The following is a 25,027-nucleotide window of genomic DNA, read 5'->3' on the forward strand; positions in this document are numbered from 1 at the left end:
CTGGCAGACTTTTCGCATGACCTCCCCCCGACCTCTGGCAGACGACGCAGCCGCTGCGCACGACGACGCGGCTCTGAGCCCCGGGGCGGACGTCCCTGACGTCGCCGGGACCTCTGCGCCTGAAAGGGCTCCCCGGTCCGCTGCGGCCTCCTCCGAGCACGTCGGCGAGACCGAGGTCGACCCCGAGCACCAGATGCCGAGCGGCCGGTACAGGGCTCGCACGGTGTCCTTCGTCCAGCGCAGCGGTCGCCTCAAAGACCGCCAGCAGCGGACCTGGGACGAGCTCGCACCGCGCTTCGTGGTCGAGCCGCCCCGCGCCGTCGGACGGACGTCTGTCGACCCCGGATTCGTGCTCGACCCCGAGGCCGTCTTCGGGCGCACGGGCCGGCTCGTCGTCGAGGTCGGGTCTGGGCAGGGCGAGGCTGTCGCGCACGCCGCCGTCGAGTCCCCCGAGACCAGCTTTCTCGCGGTCGAGGTGTACAGGCCCGGCGTCGCGCAGACCCTCCAGCGACTGCGGACCACGGGTTCGACGAACGTCCGCCTCATGCAGGTCGACGCGGCCGTGCTGCTCGGGTCGACGATCGCCCCGGGGAGCGTCGACGAGCTCTGGCTGTTCTTCCCCGACCCCTGGCACAAGGCCAAGCACACCAAGCGCCGTCTGGTCACCCCAGGCTTCGCCGACCTCGTGGCTCGCGCGCTGCGCCCGGGTGGCGTCTGGCGCCTCGCGACAGACTGGGCGGACTACGCCCGGCAGATGCGTGAGGTGCTGGGAGCGTCCGAGCACTTCGACGTCGACCTCGACGCTCCCCGCTTCGCAGGGCGTCCGGTGACGAGCTTCGAGCGCAAGGGCACCGAGAAGGGCCGGGAGATCGTCGACATCACCGCGGTCCGCCGAGGCTGAGCCCACGGCTTCACCCCGCTGGCCTCCCTGGCCTCCCTGGCCTCGCTGGCCTCGCTGGCTTCCCTGGCCTCGCGCACCTCGGCAGCCCCCTGAGGCCAGCGGCGCGGGCCGGTGCGACCTCGTCCAGACGCACGACGACCGGCCCAGGATCTCCTGGACCGGTCGTGGTCTGCCGGCTCACCGCGCACAGCGGTGGGTCGGGTCGTGCTGAGGTCGTCAGACCCGTGTGCTCAGACTGCGGTGCCGCCGCCTGCGCCCTGCGCGGCGATCTGCGAGCGGACCTCGTCCATGTCGAGCGCCTTCACGGCGTCGACGACCTGCGCGAGAGCCGGCGCGGGGAGCGCTCCGGGCTGCGAGAAGACGAGGACGCCCTCACGGAAGGCCATCAGCGTCGGGATCGACGTGATGTTCGCAGCGGCCGCGAGGCTCTGCTGAGCCTCGGTGTCGATCTTGCCGTGCACGATGTCCGTGTTGGTCTCGGAGGAGGCCTCGAAGACTGGGGCGAACTGGCGGCACGGGCCGCACCAGGATGCCCAGAAGTCCACCAGGACGATGTCGTTGTCCTTGATGGTCTGCTCGAACGATTCCTGCGTGAGTTCCTGGGTTGCCATGGGGTTCCTTCCACCGGTCGGTATGCCTCTTAGGACAATAGTGGGGGGCGATCTATTCCCCGCGCGCGTCGAGAGCCCACCACCGAGCACCTGGGACCGCTGTTCGCCCTCAGACGATCGTGGACTCGGAGCCGTGCGCCCGCTGGCTCTGGGCCGAGGTCGCGGGGTACAACTGCTGGGTGACTGACACCGCGGACTTCCCCCACGACCCGTTCGAACCCGAGGACTCGACGCCGGCCGGATGGCTGAGCGAGCAGGACCTGACGGGCGCCCGCGCGCACCTGCCCCTGGTCTACGTCGACGCCGTCCCCGTGCGTGTCGACGACTCCGGCGACGTGGTCGCCGTGGGGCTGCTGCTCCGCGTGTCCCGCACCGGTGCGATGACCCGCGCGCTCGTCTCGGGCCGCGTGCTCTACCACGAGCGGCTCCGCGACGCCCTGCTGCGGCACATCGAGAAAGACCTCGGCCCCGTCGCCCTCCCGCAGATCCCTCCGTCGCCGCAGCCCTTCACCGTCGCCGAGTACTTCCCGACCCCCGGCGTGACCGCGTACTACGACGCCCGTCAGCACGCCGTGTCGATGGCCTACGTCGTCCCGGTCAACGGCGACTGCCAGCCTCAGCAGCACGCCCTCGACCTCGCCTGGCTCACCCCGGAGCAGGCGTGCAGCGAAGAGGTCCAGGCCGAGATGTACGGCGGCCAGGGCGTCCTGCTCAAGCAGGCCATGGCGCACGTCGGACGCCTCTCCTAGGACTCACCCCGCAGACCCTGATCGGCACACGGTCCTCTGCGGGCTACGACGTCAGGGACAGCGCCACCGGCGCCGTCATAGGTCGAGGCGGGGCCAGTCGTGCAGGTCGTCCTGCATGCGGCGGTCGTGGGTCGCGACGACCACGGCCGCCGAGGTGCTGCGCAGCGCCTGGGTGAGGTCGTCGACGAGGTCGATCGACAGGTGGTTGGTCGGCTCGTCGAGGAGCAGCACGTGCGGTGCGGCGAGCAGCGCACACGCCAGGTCGAAGCGGCGGCGCTGGCCGACGGACAGCTCGGAGACGGGCCGGTCCAGGTCCTCCTCCGACAGCACGCCGAGCATCGCGACAGGGACGACGTAGCTGGGGTCGAGCGCGCCCGTCGCGAGCAGGTCGAGGGCGAGGGCCGCGTACTCGTCGAAGCCCGTCGGCACGTGACCGTCCTCGGTCGGTGAGCCGGTGCGGTGAACACCCTCCTGCGAGACGATCCCGAGTCGTGCCCTCGACAGTGCCGTGCGGTAGCCGCGGTCGAGCGGGACCGTCCCGGCGAGCGCTCCGAGCAGCGTGGACTTGCCGGCACCGTTCGCCCCCGTCACCAGCAGGCGCCCGGCGGCGGGGACGACGACCCGCTGCCCAGGCAGGTCAAGACGCGGCGGCCTGCCGTCGCCGCCGTCGACCCGTGGGTTGCGCACCTCGACGACGGGGTCGCCCGCACCCCAGGTGGGCTCCATCGAGGGCAGGTCGGGGAAGTGCAGGGTCGGCGGGGGCGGCGGGATCTCGACGGCCTCGGCCTCGAGCTTCTCGACCAGCCTGTCGGCGGCCTTGACGTGGATCCGTGCCCGGGTGCCCCGCCGGTGCTTGTTCGAGCCCTTGGGCGGGCGCCACTCGTCGGAGAGACCCTCGTAGGACTGGTCCAGGCGCTCGGCGAGCTGCGCGGCGCGCTTGCGCTCGGCCCTGTAGCGCTGGCGCCACCTGTGCAGCGCCTGGTTCTTGGCGAACCTGTACGACAGGTACCCGGGCTGACCGTAGAGGACCGGGCGACCGTCGATCGACGGGTCGAGGTCGAGGATCGCTGTCGCGACGTCGTCGAGCAGCTGCCTGTCGTGGGTCACGATGACGACCCCGCCACCCCACTCGACGAGCTCGCGGGTGAGGAAGGCGATGCCCTCCCGGTCGAGGTGGTTGGTCGGCTCGTCGAGCAGCAGCAGGTCGGCACGTCCCGCGAGCCGGCAGGCCAGCCGAACCCTGAAGCGCTCGCCGACCGACAGGGTCTCGAGAGGTCTGGTCAGGTCGCGGCAGGCACCCAGACGGGTGAGCGCGACGTCGGCTCGACGTTCGGCGTCCCACGCCGCCAGGTGCTCGACGCGGGCCATGATCTCGGCGAGCTCGCCGAGCTGGGCACCCTCGTGGTCGAACTCGGCGCTCGCTCGGTCGAGCTCGTCGGCCGTGCGACGGACGTCGGCGAGCGCCTCGTCCACGAGGTCACCGACGGTCTGCCCCGGGAGGACGACGAGCTCCTGCGCCACGACAGCGACGGTCCCGACGCGCCGGACCTCGCCGCCGCTCGGGTCGAACTCGCCTGCGAGCAGCCTGAGCAGGGTCGTCTTGCCCGAGCCGTTCTCACCCACCACCGCGAGTCGCTGCCGCGCGCTCACCCGCAGGGAGACGTCAGAGAGGACAGGTCTGCCGGGATAGCCGAACGAGAGGTTGTCGGAGACGAGATGCACCCGGCCACGATACGTCGCGGGTACCGTTCCTCTGTGCTCAATTCCGAGAACGGCCCCGTGACCCGTCCCACGCGAGGGGCTCGCGTGCCCCTCGCGGTCGCTGCGGCGGCCGACGTGCTGTGCGTCGTGGTCTTCGCCGCAGGTGGCCGCTCCTCGCACGACGAGCAGGGCGGTCTTGTCGGCCTGCTCACGACGGCCTGGCCCTTCCTCGCCGGGGCGGCGCTCGGCTGGGCGCTCGTCGCGCTCGTGCCGGCGCTGTCAGGACGAGGCACAGCGCAGGGTTCGGCGAGCGCCCGGCTCGCGGGTGTCTCGGACCTCGCCCCGGCGGGCCTCGTCGTCGCAGGAGCCGCATGGGCAGGCGGCATGCTGCTGCGCCTCGCGACAGGTCAGGGCGTCTCGGGAGCCTTCCCGCTGGTCGCTCTCGGATTCCTGGCTGTCACCCTGCTCGGGTGGCGCGGCGTGGTGGCGCTCGTCAGCCGCGCAGCACGTCGGCGATCGTCGGCGCCAAGGCCCTGAACGCCTGGCCGCGGTGGCTGATGGCGTTCTTCTCCTCGGGGCTGAGCTCGGCGCAGGACCTGTCGTAGCCCTCGGGCTGCAGGATCGGGTCGTAGCCAAAACCACCGTCACCACGCGGGACCGTGAGCAGCGTCCCGACCAGCTCGCCGCGGACCACGTGCTCGACACCCTCGGGCGTCACGAGCGCTGCCGCGCAGACGAACCGTGCGCGCCTGTGCTCGGGAGCGATGTCTCCCAGCTGGGCGAGCAGCAGGTCGAGGTTGGCACGGTCGTCACCATGACGGCCGGCCCAGCGCGCCGAGAAGATGCCGGGGGCACCGCCGAGGACGTCGACAGCGAGGCCCGAGTCGTCGGCGACGGAGGGCAGCCCCGACTCGGCGGCGAGGGCACGGGCCTTGATGAGCGCGTTGGCCTCGAAGGTCACACCGTCTTCGACAGGCTGGACGTCCGTGAAGCGGGCCGCCCCGACGACCTCGTCGGGCAGCAGACCGGGCACAGTCCCGGCGGCGAGCAGGATCGCGCGCAGCTCACCGACCTTGTGGTCGTTGTGCGTGGCGAGGACGAGACGTGGGTCGGACACGGCGGTGCTCCCTGGGGACGAGGGTGAGGCGGGACGGGCTGCGGGTTGGTGTGCAGGTCGACGGGGCTCCTGCTCGGCCGACGAGCTCGGGCGGTCCGGCGGTCGAGCGGGCTGTGCGCGGGGACGTGGAGCTCCGGCGCTGGCCGCAAGACGCCCGAGCGCCCAGGCGCTCAGGCGCTCAGGCGCTCAGGCGCTCAGGCGCTCAGACCAGGTAGCTCGCCCCGGGTGTGACGACCTCGACGGGTCCGCTGAAGCTGGACCTCGCCTCGGCGACCGTGACCTCGGGGTCGTTCCACGAGGGGATGTGGGTGAGCAGGAGGCGTGCGGCGCCGGCCTGGGTGGCGGCCTCGCCGGCTCGGAGCCCGGTGAGGTGGACGCCGCGGACGCTGTCGCGTCCCTCGACGAAGGCCGCCTCGGCGAGCAGCAGGTCGACCGACCGCGCCAGCTCGACGAGACCGTCGCACGAGTCGGTGTCTCCCGTGTAGGCGAGGGTGGCACGCTCCCCCGGGCGCATCGAGCTCGGTCCGGTCACCCGCACGCCGTAGGCCGGGATCGGGTGGTCGACCGCGACGGGCTCGATCTCGAAGGGGCCGACCGTCGTCGTGGTGCCCGGCTCCCACGCGTGGAAGTCGAGCTGACCGCTCATGGACTCGTGCGCCTCGAGACCGTAGGCCTCGGCGAGCCGCTGCTCAGCCACGGCCGGCGCGTAGACGGGGGTCGCAGGACGCCCGGTCCCCCGCTCCGAACCGCACACCGGGTGGTACTTGAGGTACACGTAGAAGCCGCAGAGGTCTGCGAAGTGGTCGGGGTGGAGGTGCGAGATCGCGACGGCGTCCACCTCGAAGGGGTTGACCTCACGCTGGAGGGCACCGAGGGCACCGCTGCCGAGGTCCATGAGCAAGGACCACGTGCGGCCGTCCGCGTCCGTGGTCTGCACCAGGTACGAGGACGCCGGGGACTCCGGCGACGGGAAGGAACCTGCCATCCCGAGGATCGTCAGCTTCATGCGACCGATTCCACCATGACTACCTCAGGACCGAGGAATCGTCGGGCGAGGACCGAGAACGACGTGGTGTCCCCCGTCGACTGGAACCTGTGGGTCGGGGGCCCCGCGTTCTCGTCCCTGGCGAGGTCGTGGGCGACCAGCGTGCGGTAGACGTCCTTGGCCGTCTCCTCGGCACTTGAGACCAACGTCACGTCGTCGCCCATGACGTAGGAGATCGCGCCGGTGAGCAGCGGGTAGTGCGTGCACCCCAGGATCAGGGTGTCGACCCCGGCCTCGCGGACCGGGTCGAGGTACCTGTGGGAGACCTCGAGGACCGCCGGGCCCGAGGTCACCCCGGACTCGACGAGAGACACGAAGTCGGGGCAGGCCTGCGGGGTGACCGTGATCCCTGTCGCGACGGCGAGTGCGTCTTCGTAGGCCCGCGACTCGATCGTCGCGCGCGTGCCGATCACCCCGACCCGACCCGTGCGGGTCGCTGCGACGGCGCGTCGCGCCGCGGGCAGGATCACCTCGACCACCGGGATGCCGTGCCGCACCGTGTAGCGCTCGCGCGCGTCCCGCAAGACCGCGGCCGAGGCCGAGTTGCACGCGATGACCAGCATCTTCACGCCCTCGTCGACGAGGCTGTCCATGACGTCGAGGGCGAGCGCCCGGACCGTCGCGAGAGGCTTGGGCCCGTAGGGCGAGTTCCGGGTGTCGCCGATGTAGTGGATGGACTCGTGGGGCAGCTGGTCCAGGATGGAGCGGGCGACCGTCAAGCCCCCCACACCGGAGTCGAAGATCCCGATCGGGGCGTTGTTCACCCCTCGAGGATAGTCCGTCAGGACGCCCGGCCTGCCCGGCGGTGGTGCTCGAGCAGGCAGTCGGTCAACGACTCCTGCAGGTAGCCGGTCAGCAAGAACACCGACCCGAGGAACAGCTCGGGGCCGCTGAGCGCCTCACCCGCGTGGCCTCGCGCAGACTCCTGCCCGGTCTCGAGCCCGTCGTCCTCGTCCTCGTCCCAGGTCGCCGAGACGGACCTGTACAGCGCGTCGGTGTCGGCGTCGGTCTGCAGCCCGAGCCTCGAGCCGATCACCTGGCGGACGTCGCCGAGCGCACCGGCGATCTCGGCGCCCTCCTCCCGACCGACGACCAGGGGCAGCTGCTCGTCCTCGTCAGCCGACGGTGAGGCCTCGAGCAGCAGGTCCGCGAAGAGCAGCAGCCGGTCGACCTTGCGCTGACGCAGGTCGTCGTCGGTCAGGCGGCGGAACTCGTGCGCGACCTCAGGGTCGTCCGAGGCGTCGGGCAGCAGCCTGCGCACCGCAGGGTCCGCCGGGGCGACGACGACGTCGGCGTCGATGCCGTCGAGGATCTGGCGGAGGTGGTCGTCGGGGTCGGCGTCCTGGGCTCCGGCTCCGGCTCCGGCTCCGGCTCCGAGGCTGTCGTCGGCTGTCGCCGGGGTGCGAGCCGAGGCACCCGCGTCGTCCGGCGCGTCATGAGGCGCAGCGCCATCGAGAGGGGCGGCGACGTCGAGAGGGGCGGCGTCGCTCTCAGCGTCCGGGGCACCCTGGTCCAACGGGGTGGCGCCGGTCTCCGCGCCGTCCTCAGGGTCCTCACGGTCGACGTCGGCCTCGCCGTCGGCATCGTCGAGGTCGACGTCGGTGTCCTCGCCGCCGAGGAGCTCGACCACGTCGCCGGTCACCTGGGCCAGCACGAGGCGTTCAGGGGTCGACAGCGCGGCGACGTACGCCGTGCCCTCGTCCGAGATCTCAAAAGGCCGCACGACTACTCCCCGCTCCGCTGCATGGTGGCCCAGAGGCCGAAGGAGTGCATGGCCTGGACGTCCATCTCGACCTTCTCCCGGCCGCCCGTCGACACGACGGCCTTGCCCTCCGAGTGCACCTGCATCATCAGACGGTGCGCCTTGCGCTCGGAGAAGCCGAAATAGCTCTCGAAGACGTAGACGACGTAGTTCATGGTGGTCACCGGGTCGTTCCAGACGAGGGTGACCCAGGGCTCACCGACCGAGGCACCTGTGTCCTGGCGCACTTCCTGGCCGGGGATGGTCTTGACGTTCACGGGTCAACTCTAGGTGCAGGTCCCGACCGTCGCGCTCAGGTGCGCGTCCGCCCAGGTGACCTACGGTTGTGCCATGGGAACCGCGCTGCTCACCGACCGATACGAGCTCACGATGCTGCAGGGGGCGCTCGCCGACGGGACCGCCGACCGTCGCTGCGTCTTCGAGGTCTTCACCCGGCGCCTGCCGTCCTGGCGCCGCTACGGCGTGCTGGCCGGCACAGGACGCGTGCTCGACGCGATCGAGAAGTTCCGCTTCGACGAGGACGAGCTCGCGTGGCTCGAGCGGGAGTCTGTCGTCGACGCCCGCACCCTGGACTTCCTCTCGACGTACAGGTTCACCGGAGACGTGCGCGGCTACGCCGAGGGCGAGGTGTTCTTCCCGTCGAGCCCGGTGATGGTCGTCGAGGGCAGCTTCGCCGAGGCTGTGCTGCTCGAGACCGTCATCTTGTCGATCCTCAACTACGACTCGGCCGTCGCGTCGGCAGCCTCGCGCATGACGAGTGCGGCCGTCGGTCGTCCGTGCCTCGAGATGGGCTCACGCCGCGCGCACGAAGAGGCCGCCGTCGCAGCAGCCCGCGCAGCCGTCGTCGCAGGCTTCGCCGGGACGTCGAACCTCGAGGCGGGTCGCCGCTACGGCGTGAAGACCATCGGCACGGCGGCGCACGCCTTCACCCTGCTGCACGACGACGAAGAAGAGGCGTTCCGGGCACAGATCGCGTCGTCGGGCACCGGGACCACGCTGCTCGTCGACACCTACGACGTGACCCGCGGCGTCGAGCTCGCCGTCAAGGTCGCGGGTACCGGGCTCGGCGGGGTCCGTCTCGACTCGGGCGACCTCGGTGTGCAGGCCGTCGAGGTGCGCAAGCAGCTCGACGCGCTGGGCGCCACGGGCACGTCGATCACCGTGACCTCGGACCTCGACGAGTACGCGATCGCCTCGCTCGCCGCAGTCCCCGTCGACTCCTACGGCGTGGGGACCAAGCTGGTCGTCGGGTCCGGTGCACCGACCTGCGGCATGGTCTACAAGCTGGTCGCCCGCGAAGACTCCTCAGGGACCCTCGCACCCGTCGCCAAGGCCTCGACGTCGAAGACGAGCGTGGGTGGCCGCAAGACCGCCGCGCGTCAGCTCGACGAGGACGGACGGGCGATCGCCGAGGTGGTCGTCACCGGCCGGGACGAGGCCGTGGCCGCGTGGGCACCGGCGAGCGAGACGATGCGCCCGCTGCTCGTCGACCTCGTGACGGGAGGCGAGGTCCTGCCCGGGTGGACCGGCGCCGAGGGTGTCGTCACCGCCGCAGCACGGCACGAGGCCTCGCGCGACGAGCTGCCGCGCGGAGCCCGCAGGCTGTCGACGGGCGAGGTCGCCGTGCCGACGACCTCGCTCGTGCTCGACTGAGAGGAGCGCCGGGGTCGCGCCCGGGCGGCCCGCGCCTCCCGCACGTCGCGCCTCGACGCCCGGGGCGAGCAGCGCGCCGCAGCCTGCCACGCCTCCAGCAGGCCGACCGCCGGGCTACTTCTTCCCGACGAACCAGCCCCGCACGACCTCGACCCGCTGGGTCAGCTGGTCGATCGAGGCGAGCGGCACCTCGGGGCCGCCGCTGCGACGCCTGAGCTCGTTGTGGACCGAGCCGTGCGGCTGGCCCGAGCGCCGGGCCCAGGCGGACACCAGCTGTGAGAGCTCTTTGCGCAGGTCTGCGGCACGGCGGTGCTCGAGCTCGCTGCGCTCGGCGGCCTGCTGCGCCGCCTTGCCCTTGCCGCTCAGCTGGCTCGCCTGACGCTGCTTGAGCAGCGTCGTCACCTGGTCGGCGTCGAGCAGACCGGGCAGCCCGAGGAAGTCGAGCTCCTCGTCGGAGCCGACGTCTCCCCCGGTGCCGAACTCGCCGCCGTCGAAGAGCACCCTGTCGAAGGAGGCCTGAGACTCGAGCATCTCGAAGGACCCCTGGTCCGCAAGACCGTCGGAGGCCTTCTCCTCCCGGTTGGCGGCCGCCATGAGGGCGTCCTCCGGGTTGTACATGTCGCCCTGCTCCTCAGACGTGAGGGGCCTGTCGAGGGCGTGGTCCCGCTCGAGCTCGAGGGTGTTCGCGAGGTCGAGCAGCGGGCCGACGCTCGGCAAGAACACCGACGCCGTCTCACCGCGGCGCCGGGCTCGCACAAAACGGCCGACGGCCTGGGCGAAGAACAGCGGGGTCGACGTGGACGTCGCGTAGACACCGACGGCCAGGCGTGGCACGTCCACGCCTTCGGAGACCATGCGGACTGCGACCATCCAGCGGTCGTCTCCGTCGGAGAACTCGTCGATGCGCTTGCTGGCGCCGTCGTCGTCGGAGAGCACGACGACGGGAGACTGACCGGTGATCCGCGCGAGGTGCCCCGCGTACGCCCGTGCGTCCGTCTGGTCGGTCGCGATGACCAGACCACCGGCATCGGGGACGGCCCGACGGACCTCGCTGAGCCGCTTGTCGGCGGCAGCGAGGACCGAGGGCACCCACTCGCCGTTGGGGTCGAGGGCGCTGCGCCAGGCCTGGGCCGTCATGTCCTTGGTCATCGCCTCGCCGAGACGGGCGCTGACCTCGTCCCCGGCCTTGGTCCGCCAGCGCATCTGCCCTGAGTAGGTGAGGAAGATGACCGGGCGCACGACGCCGTCGCGCAGCGCGTCGCCGTAGCCGTAGGTGTAGTCGGCCGAGGAGCGCCGGATGCCGTCCATGCCGCGGTCGTAGACCACGAAGGGGATGGGCGCGGTGTCCGAGCGGAAGGGCGTCCCGGTGAGGGCGAGACGGCGGGTGGCGCCCTCGAAGGCCTCCCGGATGGCCTCGCCCCACGAGAGCGCGTCGCCGCCGTGGTGGACCTCGTCGAGGATCACGAGCGTGCGCGCCGCCTCGGTGCGCGCCATGTGCAGCGCGGGGTTGGCCGCCACCTGGGCGTAGGTGAGCGCGACGCCGTCGTACTGCGCGCCGTGACGGCCCTGGCTGTTCTTGAAGTTGGGGTCGAGACGGACACCCACGCGGGCGGCGGCGTCGGCCCACTGGTGCTTGAGGTGCTCGGTCGGGGCGACCACCGTGATGCGCCGGACCGTGCCCTGCTCGAGCAGCTCGGTCGCGATGCGCAGCGCGAAGGTCGTCTTGCCTGCGCCCGGGGTCGCGACAGCGAGGAAGTCGCGCGGGCTGCGGGCACGGTAGGTCTCGAGGGCCTCGGCCTGCCAGGCACGCAGCTTCGACGCCGTGCCCCAGGGGGCGCGGCGCGGGAAGCTCGGCGACAGGTGCGAGGCCGCAGCCGACGACGCTGCCTGCGGGACCGGGGTCGCCGGCAGCGGGAGCGGCGCACCCGCCGGCAGGCTGGTGTGGGCATGACCGCTGTCGTGGTCCTGCGCCTCGCCGCCCGTGGCAGCCTCAGGCTCAGGTGCGCTCAGTGCGCTGAGGTCGAAGGGTTCGCTCGTGTGCTCGAAGGACGCAGCACTCACTTGCCGGAGTCACCCGAGCCTGAGTCGCCGTCCTGCGGGTCGCGCAGACCCTCGTAGATCTCTTTGCAGATGGGGCACACCGGGAACTTCTTCGGGTCGCGACCGGGGATCCACACCTTGCCGCAGAGCGCGATCACGGACTTCCCGCTGAGCGCGGAGTCGAGGATCTTCTCCTTGCGCACGTAGTGCGCGAAGCGCTCGTGGTCGCCGGGCTCGACCTCCTCGCGCGTCTCGGTGTGCTCGAGGACGCTCGTCGACGTCCCGCCTCCAGGCCCACCGGGGGCCGTGGGCGCGTTGAAGGGGTCCTGGGACATCTGGACCGGCTGGATCCGCTCAGGACCTGTGCTCGTCGACGGCTGCTCGCTCATGGGGGCGAGTCTACGTGGGAGCCCTGACAGCCGACGAGCGTCCTCGGCGCGTCGTGCGTCACGGCCGGCCACGTCGACCCCTGACCAGCCCTTCTCCCCGTCCCGATCCACCGTCGGAGCGATAGCACAAGAATCTGAACAGACGTGGGACGAATGGTCGCGAAGACCAGACCGCTCGAAGCCCCGCTGCACGGAATGGGGAGAACTCCCCATCACCGAGACGAGCGAGATCCCCTTCAAAAATACCCTCTGACCTGCGCAGACACTGCCGTGTTAACGCCTCGTAACTTCTGCACAAGACTCTTACATTCGGCTGCTACCCGTTGGTAACGTCGCTCGAGTTCACCCCCCGGTTCACCCGGCCTCCTGCTGCCCGTCACCCGACGGACGGCCCACGAGGCTGCGCGCGCCACAGTCGTCGTCGACGACAGAGCTCCCACCTCCAAGGAGAATTCGTGACCGTTCACCGACACACGTCGGGTGCCAGAAGCCTCGGCGCAGCCGCCGTCGGGCTGGCCCTCGCGGCAGGGCTCGTCGCCCCGGCCGCCAGCGCAGATCCCACCACCCCCCTCACCGGCACCGCACCGGACGACACCTCCGGTCTCGACCCGGCAGTCGTCTCTCCGTCGCTCTCGGGGCGCGACGGACGCGTCTCCGTGTTCGTCCAGACGTCCGGAGCCGGGGCCCTCGACGTGCAGAGCACCTCACGCTCGGCGGGCTCGGTCCAGCAGCGTGTCGACGAGATCGACGCGACAGCCGCCACGGTCGAGGCGCAGGCCACGGCGGTCGACGCCGACTCCGAGGTCCTCTACGTCACCCGGTACACGGTGCCGGGTGTCGCACTGAACCTCGACGCCTCGGGCATCGACACGATCGCTGCCATGGAGGACGTCGTCAAGATCTCGGCGATCCGCTCGCAGACCGTGGACCTGCCGACGGTGTCCGACCCGACCAACGTGAACTCCGACGCCCTCGTCAGCGCCTTCGAGGCGTGGAGCGGTGGCGGGACGACAGGCGCAGGTGTCAACATCGCCGTCGTCGACACCGGGATCGACTACACGCACGCGGCCTTCGGCGGACCAGGGACCACCGACGCGTACGCGACGGCCCTCGCCTCGACCGCGGCACCGGACCCCGCCTGGTACGACGCGACCAAGTACCTCGGCGGCGCCGACTTCGCGGGCCCGACCTACAACGCCGACCCGACCGACCCGGCCACCTACCAGCCGGTCCCCGCTCCCGACGAGAACCCGATCGACGGGCTCGGCGGCAGCCACGGCACGCACGTGGCAGGCACGGCCGGAGGCTACGGCGTCGGCGGTGACGGCCTCACCTTCGGCGAGGCGCCGGACGGCACCCGCCTCCCCGACGCCTACGCCGCCGTCGACGAGTCGACGGACTTCGAGATCGGCCCGGGCTCCGCGCCCGACGCAGGTCTCTACTCCCTCAAGGTCTTCGGTGACGCCGGCGGCAGCACCGACCTCACCGGTGCGGCGATCGACTGGGTGGGCGCGGCGATCGCCGACGGCCAGCAGATCGACGTCGTCAACCTCTCCCTCGGCAGCGACTTCGGAGCCGCTGACGACCCCGAGAACGCGATGCTCGCGGCCCTCATGGACCAGGGCGTCCTGCCCGTCGTCGCCTCGGGCAACGCCGGTGACGTCACGGACATCGCCGGGACCCCGAGCAACACGGCCCGCACGCTCGCCGTGGCCGCCTCGGCCTCGGGGCGCGGTCTCCAAGACTCGGTCACCGACGCGACGACCGAGCAGGCCTACGGCGCCCAGTACTCGCAGAGCTTCGTCGGCCCCTTCACCCTGGAGGCCCCGGTCGTCCCGCTGACCGACCCGGCCAACCTCGAAGGGTGCCTGCCCTACTCGGCGACCGACGCAGCCGCCGTGGCGGGCAAGATCGTCCTGGTGGAGTGGAACGACGACGTCGCCCTCCCCTGCGGCTCGGCAGCCCGATTCAACAACGCCGCCACCGCTGGTGCGACAGGTGTGCTCCTCACCTCGACGGTCAACAGCTTCGAGTCCGGGATCGCCGGCAACGCCACCATCCCGGGTGCGCAGGTCACGGCCGATGCCTCGGCCGTGCTCCGACCGCTCGCGGCCGCCGGCACGCTGACCCTCAAGCTCTCCTCGGACCAGCTCGGCGTCTTCGACTTCTACGACCCGACCAAGACCGACACGATCGCCAGCTTCAGCTCGCGTGGTGAGCACGGCTCGTACAACGACATCGTCAAGCCCGACGTCTCGGCGCCGGGTGTCGGGATCATCTCGGCAGCCTCTGGCTCGGGCAACGACCGCTCCGTCAAGAGCGGCACCTCGATGGCCACCCCGCTCACGGCCGGCGTCGCCGCGCTCGTCTACGAGTCGCACCCTGACTGGTCCGCGGACAGGGTCAAGGCGCAGATCATCAACACCGCGACGCACGACATCGTCGTGAGCGGCGACGACCCGACGGCGTACGCCCCGGCCCGTGCTGGCACAGGACGCATCGACGCCCTCGCCGCCGTCACCAACCAGGTCACCGCGGCGACGGACGACGTCGGCGGTCTCGTCACGGCGTCCTTCGGGATCGTCGAGGTCCCCGCCGCCGGGTACACCGAGACCCGCACCATCACGCTCACCAACGACGGGCCTGACACCGCCAGCTACTCCCCCACCTACCAGGCCCGCACCACGGTGCCCGGTGTCGAGTACTCGGTCTCCCCCGCGACGGTCTCCGTCCCCGCAGGCGGCACGGCGACGGCGACGGTCACGCTGACCATCACCGACCCGAGCGCCCTGCGCAGGACGCTCGACCCGACGATGGAAGCCGTCCAGGGCGGCGTCGTCCGCCAGTTCGTCTCCGACGCCTCGGGCGTGCTCGAGCTCGTCCCGACCGACGACGCCCGCGGGACCCTGCGGGTCGCGGTCTTCTCCGCACCGAAGCCTGTGAGCGACGTCCACGCCGCCCCGGTCGTCCTCACGGACCCCGCGGCGACCACGGGTCAGCTGACGCTCACCGGACCGGGCCTGGACCAGGGCGAGGGCTCCGAGGCCTACGCCTCGACAGGAGTGCCTCTCCAGCTCGGCGTCGAGGACGCCGTCGAGGAGTTCCCGGCCGACTCGGCCTCCAAGACCCTCTCGTCCCTCGACGTGGTCGCGGTCGGTGCCTCGAGCACAGCGCCGCAGCTGGACGACCCGTCCGCTGGCGTCCTCACCTTCGGCATCGTCATGGACGGCGACTGGGGACGCATGCAGTCTCGCAGCTACCCCGCCGTCTCGATCGACACCGACGGTGACCAGACCGAGGACTACTACACCTACGCCACGATCTACGACGACACGATCGACCTCATGGTCGCCGTCACGGTCGACGTCGCGGCAGACGCCGTGGTCAGCGTCCTGCCGATCAACCTCGCCGAGGGTGACGTCGACACGAACCAGTTCGACAGCAACGTCCTGACGATGTCGGTCCCGCTCAGCGACCTGGGCTACACGACTGACTCGGCAGACACGACGATCAGCTATCACGTGGAGACCTTCTCCGAGTACGCACCTCGCTCGGCCGAAGACCCCACGAGCTCGCTCGTCGACAGGACCGAACCCGCCACCTTCGACGTGTTCGCACCGGCGGTCTGGTTCGGGGCGAACGGCGCCGAGGAGATCTTCTACGAGGACTCTGAGGGCTTCATCCCGGTCAACCTCACCCCGACCCCGGTAGCCGCAGGCGCTGTCCCGGCAGCCCTCGAGCCCGTCGCCGGCGCACCACGGATCCTCATGCTCCACCTCAACAACGGCGACGGCGCCCGGGCCGACATCGTGGACATCCTCGCGGACGTCCCCGTCGCCCCGGAGCCCACGGACCCGCCGGTCACCGAGCCTCCGGCCCCGACCGACCCTCCGGGTCCGACGGGCGAGCCGACGGCGATCCCGACGGACCCGACACGGGCCGAGCCGACATCTGCGGGCGGACCTGGGCGGCTGAGCAGCACGGGTGCTGACGGCATCACGACGGCCCTGGTCGTGGCCGGTCTGCTCGTGGTCGCCGGCGGCACGACGCTGGCCGTCCGTCGCCGCCGGACCGGAGGAGACGCGGGGTCCTGACCCTGCCCACCACCGCAGCCAGCGGCACCACAGCACCACAGTGCAGCACCCCGTCGGTCGTCGACCGGCGGGGTGCTGCGCTGTCTGAGGGCTGCACAGTCTGCAGACAGCGCCGCTGTGGGCCTCTGTCTGCAGGCCACACGCCAGGGAAGGTCAGACGGTCAGAGCCGGGCGTCACGCCACCGGACGGTCGCGGCCCTCGAGATGGTGGGTGTCAGACGCCGGTGCCATGATCGTGAGATGGACATCACACGACGGATCACAGTCTTCGACACCGCCGACCTCGAGAGCGAGAGCGCCTTCTGGGCAGCCCTGCTGGGCGGCACCGTCGAGAAGGAGGAGGACTGGCACACGCTCCTCGTCGACGGCTCGTCCCAGATGGGCTTCCAGCTCGCGCCGGACCACCAGCGCCCCGAGTGGCCGGACGGCACCCCGCAGCAGATCCACCTCGACCTGTACGTCACCGACATCGCCGGGGCACACGCCGAGGCGCTCGCCCTCGGCGCCACACTGCTGAAGGCTGCCGACGACACGAGCTCCGCCGAGGGCTTCCAGGTGTACGCGGACCCGGCCGGCCACCCGTTCTGCCTCTGCTGGGGCTGACCCTCCCCCGGCCAGCGTCCGGGACGGCCTGGCTGGACGCAGCTGCCTCGGGCGACGTCCGTCGCACAGCCCTCGTTCCTCGATCCGTCACGCAGAAGAGGCGACCACCCTGTCGGGTGGCCGCCTCTTCTGCGTGCTGCACGGTCTGCTCACGCAGACCTGGGGTGTGGTGGAGGTGCGGGGAATCGAACCCCGGTCCGGTGACGCAAATCCAGTACTTCTCCGGGCGCAGTCTGCTGTGGATTTTCTCGGCCTCAGCACTCGCGCAGACACGTAGCTGACAGGCCCAGTCGTCTTAGAGTCCCTGCAACGTCAACGACGAACGTTACAAGCAGTGGCTCCCTAGATGACGCAAGGAACCGGAGCGGAAGCTACCCCGGGCTTACGGACTTCAGGACTCGCTCAGGCGGCGAGTGCGAAGTCGGTGCGCTTGGAATCGGCACCTATTGTTTTGCAGACATCGTTTACGAGATAAGTCTGCATCCTCGGCCCGCTTCTCCTCGAAACACGACCACCGTCGAAACCGATCACCCCCGTGTGCAGTTTTCAAGCATCGTGCCCGGTCGAGTACCCCGCGCAGCGATGGCTCCACTCTACGCGACCAGGAGGCCCGGGCGCACGGGATTATCGTGCGCCTGCGGCGAACACCGGCGCGACGCGGACACCACTCGGCAGACCGCGCCCCGCCCACTGGCGCTCCGCGGCCCGCGCGACAGGACCCGGGCTCTTCGCCGCCCAGGCTGGGAGTGGTGTCTCACGGCTGACGAGTCGCCGACCGTGGCCGAGACCTCTCAGCGCAGCTCGCGCTGACGGATCGCGCGGTGCGCCTCACGGTTGTCCTGCTGCTCGCGGAGCGTCTGACGCTTGTCGAACTCCTTCTTGCCTCGCGCGAGCGCGATCTCGACCTTGGCCCGCCCGTCGAGGAAGTACATCTGGAGCGGGACGATCGTGAAGCCCTTCTCCCGCGTGCCCTGCGCGAGGCGCTCGATCTCCGAGCGGTGCAGCAGCAGCTTGCGCTTGCGGCGAGGCGCGTGGTTGGTCCACGTCCCGTGGGCGTACTCCGAGATGTGCGCTCCCTCGAGCCACGCCTCGTTGCCCTCGATGTTCACGTAGCCGTCGACGAGCGACGCACGGCCTGCACGCAGCGCCTTGACCTCGGTGCCGGACAGGACCATTCCGGCCTCGAAGACGTCTTCGATGGCGAAGTCGTGGCGTGCCTTCTTGTTGCTCGCGATGAGCGAGCGGACCGGGCCCGACGAGGCTGGGGCCTTCTTGCCCTGCTTCGATCCGTCGGGGATCTGGTACATCTTCGCCTTGGCCATGACACCTCCTGCTCGTCCGACCCGTGGTCGACGGGCCTCACCAGGGTAGATCACCCGGACGGGCTGGACGAGCTGTTTTGCTCTCAGCCCAGCATCGTCATGGGGTCGACGGTCCCGCCGTTGACGTAGACCTCGAAGTGCAGGTGGCAGGCGGTCCCCAGACCTGTGTTGCCCGAGTACCCGACCAGGTCTCCGGTCGAGACGCTCTGGCCGCCCGAGACGGCAAAGCTCGTCAGGTGGTTGTAGCTCGTCATGAGGCTCGCACCGTTGACGCTGCCGTTGTCGAGGAGCACCTGGTTGCCGAAGCCGTTCTTCCAGGTGGCCCACTGGACTGTGCCGCTGGCCGCCGCGTAGATCGGCGTCCCGCAGTATGCGCGGAAGTCGGTCCCGGCGTGCAGCCTGTAGTAGCCGAGCACGGGGTGCAGCCGCCAGCCGTAGCTGGAGGTGATGTGCGGGACGGCGGTCGGGTAGGACAACACCTTGCCTGACGGCGGGGCCGGGGCGGGTGCTGGTGCAGGAGCCGGTGACCCGCCCCCCGAGGACGCAGGCGGCCTCGCGGCCTCGGCGGCCTTGCGCTGCGCCTCCTGCTCGGCGGCGATGCGGGCACGCTCGGCATCCTGGAGACCGATGATGTCCTGGATCTCCGACGTGAGGTCGTCGCTCTGCGTCGTGAGCTCGGCCTGCCGGGCCTCTTCGGTCTTCTTGCGTTCTTCGATCGTCGTCTTCTTGGACGCCTGCTCGGTGATGAGCCGCTCGACCTCGGTCTTCGCGTCAGCAGCGCTGGTCTTGGCCGCGTCGGCCTCGACGAGCTTGGCGTCGGCGTCGGTCTTGAGGGTGCTGATCGCGTCCTTGACGGCGTCGAGGCGCACCTGGGTGTTGCTCGTGACAGCCTGCGTCTGGCGGAGGTCCTCGAGGGAGGAGTTCTGCGTCCGCAGCGCCGTGGTCGACATGTTGTACTGCGTGACGAACTCGTCGGTCGTCTTGGCCCCGACGACGAACTCCAGGCTCGAGATGCCGAGGTCGCCGCGAGCGGCCTGCCGGGCCATCTCCGCGACGGCGTTGTGCGCGTCGGTCGACGCGGTCTCGTTCTCGGCGATGGTGTCGACGAGCGTGGTCTCTTCGGCCTCGGCGTCCGTGAGGCGCTGCGCGAGGCTGTCCGCCTCGCGCTGCGCAGTCTCGTACGCCGCGTTGGCCTTGTCGAGCGTCGCCTGCGCGACGGGGAGCTCGGCCTCGATCGTCTGCAGGTCGATGTACGCCTGGGCGAGGGCCTCGTCCGTCTCGGCGAGGTCGTCGCTCACGGCGGTGAGCGCCGAGCTCGCAGCGTCCTTCTTCGCCTGCGCGTCCGCGAGGCGGTCGTCCAGGTCGTCGGCGGAGGCGGGCATCACGCTCAGGCCGACCAGCAGGGCGACCGAGAGCAGTGCGGCGGAGAGGGACCTCAGGCGAGTCATGTGTCAGACCTTCGTGTAGCGGCTCAGGGTGACGATCGACGAGATGGCGGCCAGCAAGAACGCGACACCGATGAGCAGCGGCGCGATCACCCACACGTCGCTGGTCGTGACGTACGGGATCCACTGCATGGACTGGCCGAGCCAGTCCTCGACCAGATACTTGACGCCGAGCCAGAGCCCGCCGACGGCCATGAGGGCACCGACCGTCGCGGCGATCGCGCCCTCGAGCATGAAGGGCAGCTGGATGAAGAAGTTGGACGCTCCGACCAGGCGCATGATGCCCGTCTCGCGCTTGCGGCTGAGCGCGGAGAGCCGGATGGTCGTCGTGATGAGCAGGACCGCAGCGAGCAGCATGACACCGGCCAGTCCCGCCGAGAGCAGCGTCGCACGGTTGAGCACGAGGAACAGCGGCTCGAAGATGCTCCGCTGGTCGCTGACGGTCTCGACTCCGGGTCTGCCGGTGAGGACGTCGTTGATCACCTGGTACTGCTCGGGGTCGACGAGCTTGATGCGGAACGACGCGTTCATGTCGTCCTCGCTCACGGTGTTGAACCACCAGCGGTCGTCGAACTGCTCCGAGAACGTCACCCAGGCCTCGGCCTTGCTCTCGAAGGTGACGCTCTGGATCTCGGCCTTGACGTCGGGCTGCTCGAGGACCGCGCGGACCGAGTCGATCTGCTCGTTGGTGGCCTCACCGCCCGCACAGGTCGGCTGGCTCGAGCCGGGTGGGCAGAGGAAGACGCTGATCTCGACCTTGTCGTACCACTCGCCCTTGAACTTGCCGATCTGCGACTGCAGCAGGACGGCGGCGCCCACGAAGGTCAGGGACACGAAGGTCACGAGGACGACCGAGATGGTCATCGACAGGTTGCGCCGGAGACCGATCCCGATCTCGGAAAGAATGAACTGGAAACGCACCGATATCCCCTCAGCGGGCAGAGCCGTAGACGCCACGGGACTGGTCGCGGACCAGCTCACCCGTGGACAGTTCGATGACGCGCTTGCGCATCTGGTCGACGATCTCGTCGTCGTGCGTGGCCATGACCACGGTCGTGCCCGTGCGGTTGATCCTGTCGAGCAGGCGCATGATGCCCAGCGACGTGGTCGGGTCGAGGTTTCCTGTCGGCTCGTCGCAGAGCAGGATCGAGGGCCGGTTCACGAAGGCGCGGGCGATCGCCACGCGCTGCTGCTCACCACCGGAGAGCTCGTGCGGACGGCGCTTCTCCTTGCCCGCGAGCCCGACCATGTCGAGGGTCTCGGGGACCGTGGTCATGATGTGGTGCCGCGGCTTGCCGATCACCTGGAGCGCGAAGGCGACGTTCTCGAAGACCGTCTTGTTGGGCAGCAGGCGGAAGTCCTGGAACACCGCACCGATCTGGCGGCGCAGCGTGGGGACCTTCCAGTTGGAGAGGGTCTGCATGTTGCGGCCGGCGACGAAGACCTCGCCCGAGGTCGCGCGCTCTTCGCGCAGCACGAGGCGCAGGAAGGTCGACTTCCCCGAGCCGGACGCACCGACGAGGAACACGAACTCTCCGCGCTCCACCTCGAGGGAGACGTCGTCGAGCGCAGGCCGCGCACCACGCGCGTACACCTTGCTGACGTTCTCAAAACGAATCACAACTGGGCCCAGGCTTCCGTTCGGTGGGGCGAGCACGGCTGCCCGCAGGGCGGGCAGACCGGTTCGAGAGTATGCACCCCTGCACAGGACCTCACGCCCGACACGCCGCCCGGTGGCGAGCCTGGGAGCAGTCTGGACACGGCCCGGCGGCGGCGGGCCTCACATCACGCTCGGCTGCCGGCAGCTGCCGGCAGCTGCCGGTCAGCTGTCGGACTTCGACCGGCGCCAGCGGATCCCGGCCTCGATGAAGTCGTCGATCTCGCCGTCGAAGACCGCCGAGGTGTTACCGACCTCGTGCTCGGTCCGCAGGTCCTTGACCATCTGGTACGGCTGGAGGACGTAGGAGCGCATCTGGTCGCCCCAGCTGGCCTTGACGTCCCCGGCCATCTCCTTCTTCATGGCCTTCTCCTGCGCCTGGCGCTCGAGGAGCAGCCTGGACTGGAGCACGCGCATGGCAGCGGCACGGTTCTGGATCTGCGACTTCTCGTTCTGCATCGACACGACGATCCCCGTCGGGATGTGCGTGAGGCGCACCGCGGAGTCTGTCGTGTTGACCGACTGCCCACCCGGGCCCGACGAGCGGAACACGTCGACGCGGATCTCGTTGTCCGGGATGTCGACGTGGTCGGTCGACTCGATGAGCGGGATGACCTCGACGGCGGCGAAGGAGGTCTGGCGGCGGCCCTGGTTGTCGAAGGGCGAGATGCGCACGAGGCGGTGCGTGCCGGCCTCGACGGAGAGGTTGCCGAAGGCGTACGGGGCCTTGACCTCGAAGGTCGCGGACTTGAGCCCGGCCTCCTCGGCGTAGGAGGTGTCGAGCACGGCGGTCGGGTAGCCGTGGCGCTCGGCCCAGCGCAGGTACATGCGCATGAGCATCTCGGCGAAGTCCGCGGCGTCGACGCCACCGGCTCCTGCACGGATGCTCACGACGGCCTCGCGGGCGTCCCACTCCCCCGACAGCAGGGTGCGGACCTCGAGGTCGCCGAGGTCGCGGCGGATGCCGTCGAGGTCTTTCTGGGCTTCCTCAAGGGTCTCGACGTCGTCGGCGCCGTCACCCTCGGTCGCCATCTCGACCAGCACCTCGAGGTCGTCGATGCGCGACTCCATGTTCACGATGCGGTCGAGCTCGGTCTGCGCCTGGGACAGGGCTGTCGTCACCTTCTGCGCTGCCTCGGTGTCGTCCCAGAGGTCAGGCGCGGAGGCCTGGTCCGAGAGCTCGGCGATGCGGATCTTCAGCGCCTCCGGGTCGGTCACGGCGCTGATGGTCGCGAGGGTGCCGCGCAGGGCGCTGATCTCTGATGCGAAGTCGGTGGTAGCCACGATCGTCAAGGTTACGCGACTCCGGCCGGAGCGGGGGGACGCACGGTGCCGGTCACCCCGCTGACGGGCCGGGGGGCGCGCGGGGAGACGTCAGCGGAGACGGAGCCGGGTCGTCTCGAGGCGTCCGTCCCTGGCGCTGTTCACCATGGGCGGACGCCCACCTGGGTCCTCGCGGCGCACCGGCACCCTAGGCTCGGACCAGGACGCACAGAGCCGGACCGAGCCGCACGACGAGGAGACCCCGTGGGAACCCTGATCCACTTCCCCGTCCGTCCTGCAGCGGAGCAGGGGCGGACGACGCCGGGCACGGCGGAAGCCCAGCGGACCCCGGTCCGCGATGCCGGTACCGACCACACCTCTCTCGCGGCTCCCCGCGCCTCCGGCCCCTCGCTCCTCTGGCGCGAGGCCGTCGGTCACGAGCTGCGCGGCGAGCGGAGGGCCCAGGCGCGGACGCTCGCCGACGTCGCCCGCCGTGCCGGTGTCTCGACCCAGTACCTCTCCGAGATCGAGCGCGGCCGCAAAGAGCCGTCGTCTGAGGTGCTCGAGGCCGTCGGGGCCGCCCTGTCGCTCACGCTGCTCGACCTGACCTCGCGGGTGTCGGGGGCGCTCGCACGGGGCACAGGCGACGGGGCCCGCCTCATGGCCGCCTGACCGCCCCTCCGACGTCGAGCCGGCGGCCTGGAGTTCAGCCGCGCTCCCCGACGACGGCCGGCGGCTCCCACCTCCGAGCCAGCCGCGGCACGAGCGTCACCGCACCCCCGCGCGGACCTTCCGGCTCGCCACGACCTCGTCGACGAGCCCGTAGGTGACAGCCTGACCGGCCGTGAAGATCCGGTCCCTCGACGTGTCGGCCCGCAGGACAGCGAGGTCTTGCCCCGTGTGCTCGGCGAGGATGTGGTCGACCTCGTCGCGGACCCGTTGGATCTCCTTGGCCTGGATCTCGAGGTCGGGCAGCGCTCCACGGCCGCTGCTGACCGACGGCGGGTGCAGCAGGACGCGGGCGTGGGGCAGGATGCCGCGCCGCCCCGGCTCGCCGGCGGCGAGCAGAACCGCGGCCGACGACGCTGCCTGCCCGACGCACACCGTGCCGACAGGGGCGCGCAGGTACTGGATGGTGTCGTAGATCGCGAGCATGGCGCTGACCGAGCCGCCTGGCGAGTTGATGTACAGCTCGATCGGGAGGTCGGGTGCAGCAGACTCCAGGTGGATCAGCTGGGCGACGACCACGTTCGCGACACCGTCGTCGATCTCGGTCCCCAGGAACACGATCCTGTCGGAGAGCAGGCGGCTGTAGACGTCGGCGGCCCGCTCCCCCGTCGTGGTCTTCTCGATGACGCTCGGGATCGTGTACTGGCCGCTCATCGGGCACCTGCCAGGCCGGCGGGCCGCTGGCCCTGGACGGGGAGCACCTGCGCGAGGTCGCTCGCGACGGCGTCGACGAAGCCGTAGTCGAGCGCCTCCTGGGCGGTGAACCACCGGTCTCGGTCTGAGTCGCGCTCGACCCTGTCGTAGGGCTGCCCCGTGTGCTCGGCGATCAGCGTGAGCATGACCTTCTTGGTGTGCTCCAGGTTCTCGGCCTGGATCGCGATGTCCACGGCGGTGCCCTGGAGCCCGGCCGACCCCTGGTGCATGAGGATGCGGGCATGGGGCAGGGCGAAGCGCTTGCCGCGTGTCCCGGCGGAGAGAAAGAACTGCCCCATGCTCGCTGCGGTGCCGAGCGCGACGGTGCTCACGTCGTTCGGGATCAGCCGCATGACGTCGTACATGGCGAGCCCGGCTGACACCGAACCGCCGGGCGAGGCGATGAGCAGGACGATGTCGGCATGAGGGTCTTCGGCGGAGAGCAGCAGGAGCTGGCTGCAGACGCGGGTGGCGAGGTCGTCGTCGACCTCTTGGCCGATCACGACGACGCGGCGGAACATCAGGCCGTTCGTGAGCCTGTCCGCGAGCGCGCCGCCGACGGCTGTCGGGGTCTCGTGGGTGCTGGTGAGGTGCACGGGGTCCTCCTCGGTGGTGGGTGTGCACCCCACGGTGTCTCAGCGGTCGCGGCTGCGGGGCCGGATCGTCTCGAGGCAGATCTGCTGTGAGCAGCAGCCGGGTGCTACGCCTCGTCGCCGAGGTGCTCGAGGAGGGACCGCAGCGTGCTGGCGAGCAGCTCGCGACGCTCGGCGTCGAGCCCGGCGAGCAGCCGCTCCTCGGTCGCGACGTGGTCCGGCAGCGTCTCGTCGACGAGGGCGCGTCCGGCGTCGGTGAGCTGGACCAGGACGCTGCGTCTGTCGGCGTCGGAAGGTGAGCGCTGCACCAGCCCGCGCTCCTCGAGCCTGTCGAGACGCTGGGTGATCGCTCCTGACGTGACCATCGCCGACCGCATGAGGGCTGCGGGGGTCAGCCCGCCCGCGGCTGCGTTGCGTCGCAGCGTCGCGAGGACGTCGAAGGACGACGCGTCGAGGTCGTGGGCGGCGAAGGTCGTCCGCAGCTCGGCCTCGACGATGCGCTGGACGCGGGCGAGGCGCCCGACGACCCCCATCGCGGAGACGTCGAGGTCGGGGCGCTCGACGGCCCACTGGGCGAGCAGGTGGTCGACGTGGTCAGGCACGCGCTCAACCTACCAGCGCCAGCCAGGATGTCTTAGCGCTGTGATACTTTCTCTTAGT

The 25,027-nt window shown here is 70.6% G+C and carries 24 protein-coding genes and 1 other RNA gene; 7 read left to right on the forward strand and 18 right to left on the reverse strand.

Features of this window, described 5'->3' with window-relative positions; translation table 11 throughout:
• Positions 1 to 193: 193 nt before the first annotated feature.
• Positions 194 to 901: a tRNA (guanosine(46)-N7)-methyltransferase TrmB gene (gene trmB, locus SANBI_RS12235; RefSeq protein ID WP_408669762.1), complete on the forward strand. Its 708-nt coding sequence runs from the start codon at positions 194 to 196 to the stop codon at positions 899 to 901.
• 230 nt (positions 902 to 1,131) lie between these two features.
• On the opposite strand, the gene trxA is transcribed toward trmB, so the two are convergent.
• On the reverse strand, positions 1,132 to 1,512 hold the full coding sequence (gene trxA, locus SANBI_RS12240) for a thioredoxin (protein ID WP_056129681.1): 381 nt from the start codon (positions 1,510 to 1,512) through the stop codon (positions 1,132 to 1,134).
• A gap of 179 nt (positions 1,513 to 1,691) precedes the next feature.
• Here trxA and SANBI_RS12245 point away from each other — a divergent pair, with 179 nt between their 5' ends.
• Complete coding sequence (locus tag SANBI_RS12245; RefSeq protein ID WP_056129678.1) at positions 1,692 to 2,261, forward strand: NUDIX hydrolase family protein; 570 nt, start codon at positions 1,692 to 1,694, stop codon at positions 2,259 to 2,261.
• A gap of 75 nt (positions 2,262 to 2,336) precedes the next feature.
• Here SANBI_RS12245 and SANBI_RS12250 read toward each other — a convergent pair whose 3' ends face one another.
• On the reverse strand, positions 2,337 to 3,983 hold the full coding sequence (locus tag SANBI_RS12250) for an ABC-F family ATP-binding cassette domain-containing protein (RefSeq protein WP_319155396.1): 1,647 nt from the start codon (positions 3,981 to 3,983) through the stop codon (positions 2,337 to 2,339).
• Positions 3,984 to 4,067: 84 nt separating this feature from the next.
• Between SANBI_RS12250 and SANBI_RS12255 the strand changes: the two genes are divergently transcribed.
• Positions 4,068 to 4,499 (forward strand): DUF3054 domain-containing protein, encoded by a 432-nt coding sequence (locus SANBI_RS12255; RefSeq protein ID WP_319155398.1) that lies wholly within the window; start codon positions 4,068 to 4,070, stop codon positions 4,497 to 4,499.
• Here SANBI_RS12255 and rdgB read toward each other — a convergent pair.
• The 5 genes from rdgB to clpS form a co-directional block, all read right to left on the reverse strand.
• Positions 4,456 to 5,079 (reverse strand): RdgB/HAM1 family non-canonical purine NTP pyrophosphatase, encoded by a 624-nt coding sequence (gene rdgB / locus SANBI_RS12260; protein WP_319155400.1) that lies wholly within the window; start codon positions 5,077 to 5,079, stop codon positions 4,456 to 4,458. The two genes, SANBI_RS12255 and rdgB, sit on opposite strands and share 44 nt — an antisense overlap.
• Before the next feature lie 202 nt (positions 5,080 to 5,281).
• On the reverse strand, positions 5,282 to 6,085 hold the full coding sequence (locus SANBI_RS12265) for an MBL fold metallo-hydrolase (protein WP_319155402.1): 804 nt from the start codon (positions 6,083 to 6,085) through the stop codon (positions 5,282 to 5,284).
• Positions 6,082 to 6,888, reverse strand: a complete 807-nt coding sequence (gene murI, locus SANBI_RS12270) for a glutamate racemase (protein ID WP_056129646.1) — start codon at positions 6,886 to 6,888, stop codon at positions 6,082 to 6,084. The genes SANBI_RS12265 and murI overlap by 4 nt, the downstream gene beginning before the upstream one ends.
• A gap of 17 nt (positions 6,889 to 6,905) precedes the next feature.
• Positions 6,906 to 7,847, reverse strand: a complete 942-nt coding sequence (locus SANBI_RS12275) for a DUF2017 family protein (protein ID WP_319155405.1) — start codon at positions 7,845 to 7,847, stop codon at positions 6,906 to 6,908.
• Between the two features lie 2 nt (positions 7,848 to 7,849).
• Positions 7,850 to 8,143: an ATP-dependent Clp protease adapter ClpS gene (gene clpS, locus SANBI_RS12280; RefSeq protein ID WP_056129637.1), complete on the reverse strand. Its 294-nt coding sequence runs from the start codon at positions 8,141 to 8,143 to the stop codon at positions 7,850 to 7,852.
• A 73-nt stretch (positions 8,144 to 8,216) separates the two neighbouring features.
• On the opposite strand from clpS, the gene SANBI_RS12285 reads away from it, so the two are divergent.
• Entirely contained in the window at positions 8,217 to 9,539 is a 1,323-nt protein-coding gene (locus SANBI_RS12285; RefSeq protein WP_319155408.1) for a nicotinate phosphoribosyltransferase, read from the forward strand.
• Positions 9,540 to 9,653: 114 nt separating this feature from the next.
• Here the strand turns inward: SANBI_RS12285 and SANBI_RS12290 are convergent, their stop codons facing one another.
• Together SANBI_RS12290 and SANBI_RS12295 are read right to left on the reverse strand one after the other, a co-directional pair.
• A complete protein-coding gene (locus tag SANBI_RS12290; RefSeq protein WP_319161301.1) occupies positions 9,654 to 11,474 on the reverse strand; it encodes a DEAD/DEAH box helicase in 1,821 nt (606 codons plus the stop codon).
• A gap of 122 nt (positions 11,475 to 11,596) precedes the next feature.
• Positions 11,597 to 11,914, reverse strand: a complete 318-nt coding sequence (locus SANBI_RS12295) for a DUF3039 domain-containing protein (protein ID WP_056130788.1) — start codon at positions 11,912 to 11,914, stop codon at positions 11,597 to 11,599.
• Positions 11,915 to 12,423: 509 nt separating this feature from the next.
• On the opposite strand from SANBI_RS12295, the gene SANBI_RS12300 reads away from it, so the two are divergent.
• Both SANBI_RS12300 and SANBI_RS12305 read left to right on the forward strand, forming a co-directional pair.
• A complete protein-coding gene (locus tag SANBI_RS12300) occupies positions 12,424 to 16,062 on the forward strand; it encodes a S8 family serine peptidase (protein WP_319155409.1) in 3,639 nt (1,212 codons plus the stop codon).
• 240 nt (positions 16,063 to 16,302) lie between these two features.
• The gene (locus SANBI_RS12305) at positions 16,303 to 16,665 is read left to right on the forward strand and encodes a VOC family protein (RefSeq protein ID WP_319155412.1); all 363 of its coding nucleotides are present in this window, start codon (positions 16,303 to 16,305) and stop codon (positions 16,663 to 16,665) included.
• 167 nt (positions 16,666 to 16,832) lie between these two features.
• Here SANBI_RS12305 and ssrA read toward each other — a convergent pair.
• From ssrA to prfB, 6 genes are all read right to left on the reverse strand, one after another.
• Positions 16,833 to 17,200, reverse strand: a transfer-messenger RNA (tmRNA) gene (gene ssrA / locus SANBI_RS12310).
• A 256-nt stretch (positions 17,201 to 17,456) separates the two neighbouring features.
• Entirely contained in the window at positions 17,457 to 17,987 is a 531-nt protein-coding gene (gene smpB, locus SANBI_RS12315) for an SsrA-binding protein SmpB (protein WP_218928841.1), read from the reverse strand.
• Positions 17,988 to 18,070: 83 nt separating this feature from the next.
• Complete coding sequence (locus SANBI_RS12320) at positions 18,071 to 19,435, reverse strand: peptidoglycan DD-metalloendopeptidase family protein (RefSeq protein WP_319155416.1); 1,365 nt, start codon at positions 19,433 to 19,435, stop codon at positions 18,071 to 18,073.
• Positions 19,436 to 19,438: 3 nt separating this feature from the next.
• Complete coding sequence (gene ftsX, locus SANBI_RS12325) at positions 19,439 to 20,353, reverse strand: permease-like cell division protein FtsX (RefSeq protein WP_319155418.1); 915 nt, start codon at positions 20,351 to 20,353, stop codon at positions 19,439 to 19,441.
• A gap of 10 nt (positions 20,354 to 20,363) precedes the next feature.
• Positions 20,364 to 21,053, reverse strand: a complete 690-nt coding sequence (gene ftsE / locus SANBI_RS12330) for a cell division ATP-binding protein FtsE (RefSeq protein WP_056129621.1) — start codon at positions 21,051 to 21,053, stop codon at positions 20,364 to 20,366.
• A 201-nt stretch (positions 21,054 to 21,254) separates the two neighbouring features.
• A complete protein-coding gene (prfB, locus tag SANBI_RS12335; protein ID WP_319155421.1) occupies positions 21,255 to 22,373 on the reverse strand; it encodes a peptide chain release factor 2 in 1,119 nt (372 codons plus the stop codon).
• Between the two features lie 243 nt (positions 22,374 to 22,616).
• Here prfB and SANBI_RS12340 point away from each other — a divergent pair, with 243 nt between their 5' ends.
• On the forward strand, positions 22,617 to 23,024 hold the full coding sequence (locus SANBI_RS12340) for a helix-turn-helix domain-containing protein (protein ID WP_319155423.1): 408 nt from the start codon (positions 22,617 to 22,619) through the stop codon (positions 23,022 to 23,024).
• Between the two features lie 96 nt (positions 23,025 to 23,120).
• Here the strand turns inward: SANBI_RS12340 and SANBI_RS12345 are convergent, their stop codons facing one another.
• The 3 genes from SANBI_RS12345 to SANBI_RS12355 all read right to left on the reverse strand — a co-directional run bounded on the left by SANBI_RS12345 (position 23,121) and on the right by SANBI_RS12355 (position 24,969).
• The gene (locus SANBI_RS12345) at positions 23,121 to 23,735 is read right to left on the reverse strand and encodes a ClpP family protease (RefSeq protein WP_319155425.1); all 615 of its coding nucleotides are present in this window, start codon (positions 23,733 to 23,735) and stop codon (positions 23,121 to 23,123) included.
• Entirely contained in the window at positions 23,732 to 24,370 is a 639-nt protein-coding gene (locus tag SANBI_RS12350) for a ClpP family protease (RefSeq protein ID WP_319155427.1), read from the reverse strand. Before SANBI_RS12350 ends, SANBI_RS12345 begins: the two co-directional genes overlap by 4 nt.
• Before the next feature lie 104 nt (positions 24,371 to 24,474).
• Complete coding sequence (locus SANBI_RS12355; protein ID WP_319155430.1) at positions 24,475 to 24,969, reverse strand: MarR family winged helix-turn-helix transcriptional regulator; 495 nt, start codon at positions 24,967 to 24,969, stop codon at positions 24,475 to 24,477.
• Between the last annotated feature and the right edge of the window lie 58 nt (positions 24,970 to 25,027).

Origin of the sequence: Sanguibacter biliveldensis (assembly GCF_033798665.1) — a bacterium.
Classification (GTDB): Bacteria; Actinomycetota; Actinomycetes; order Actinomycetales; family Cellulomonadaceae; genus Sanguibacter; species Sanguibacter inulinus.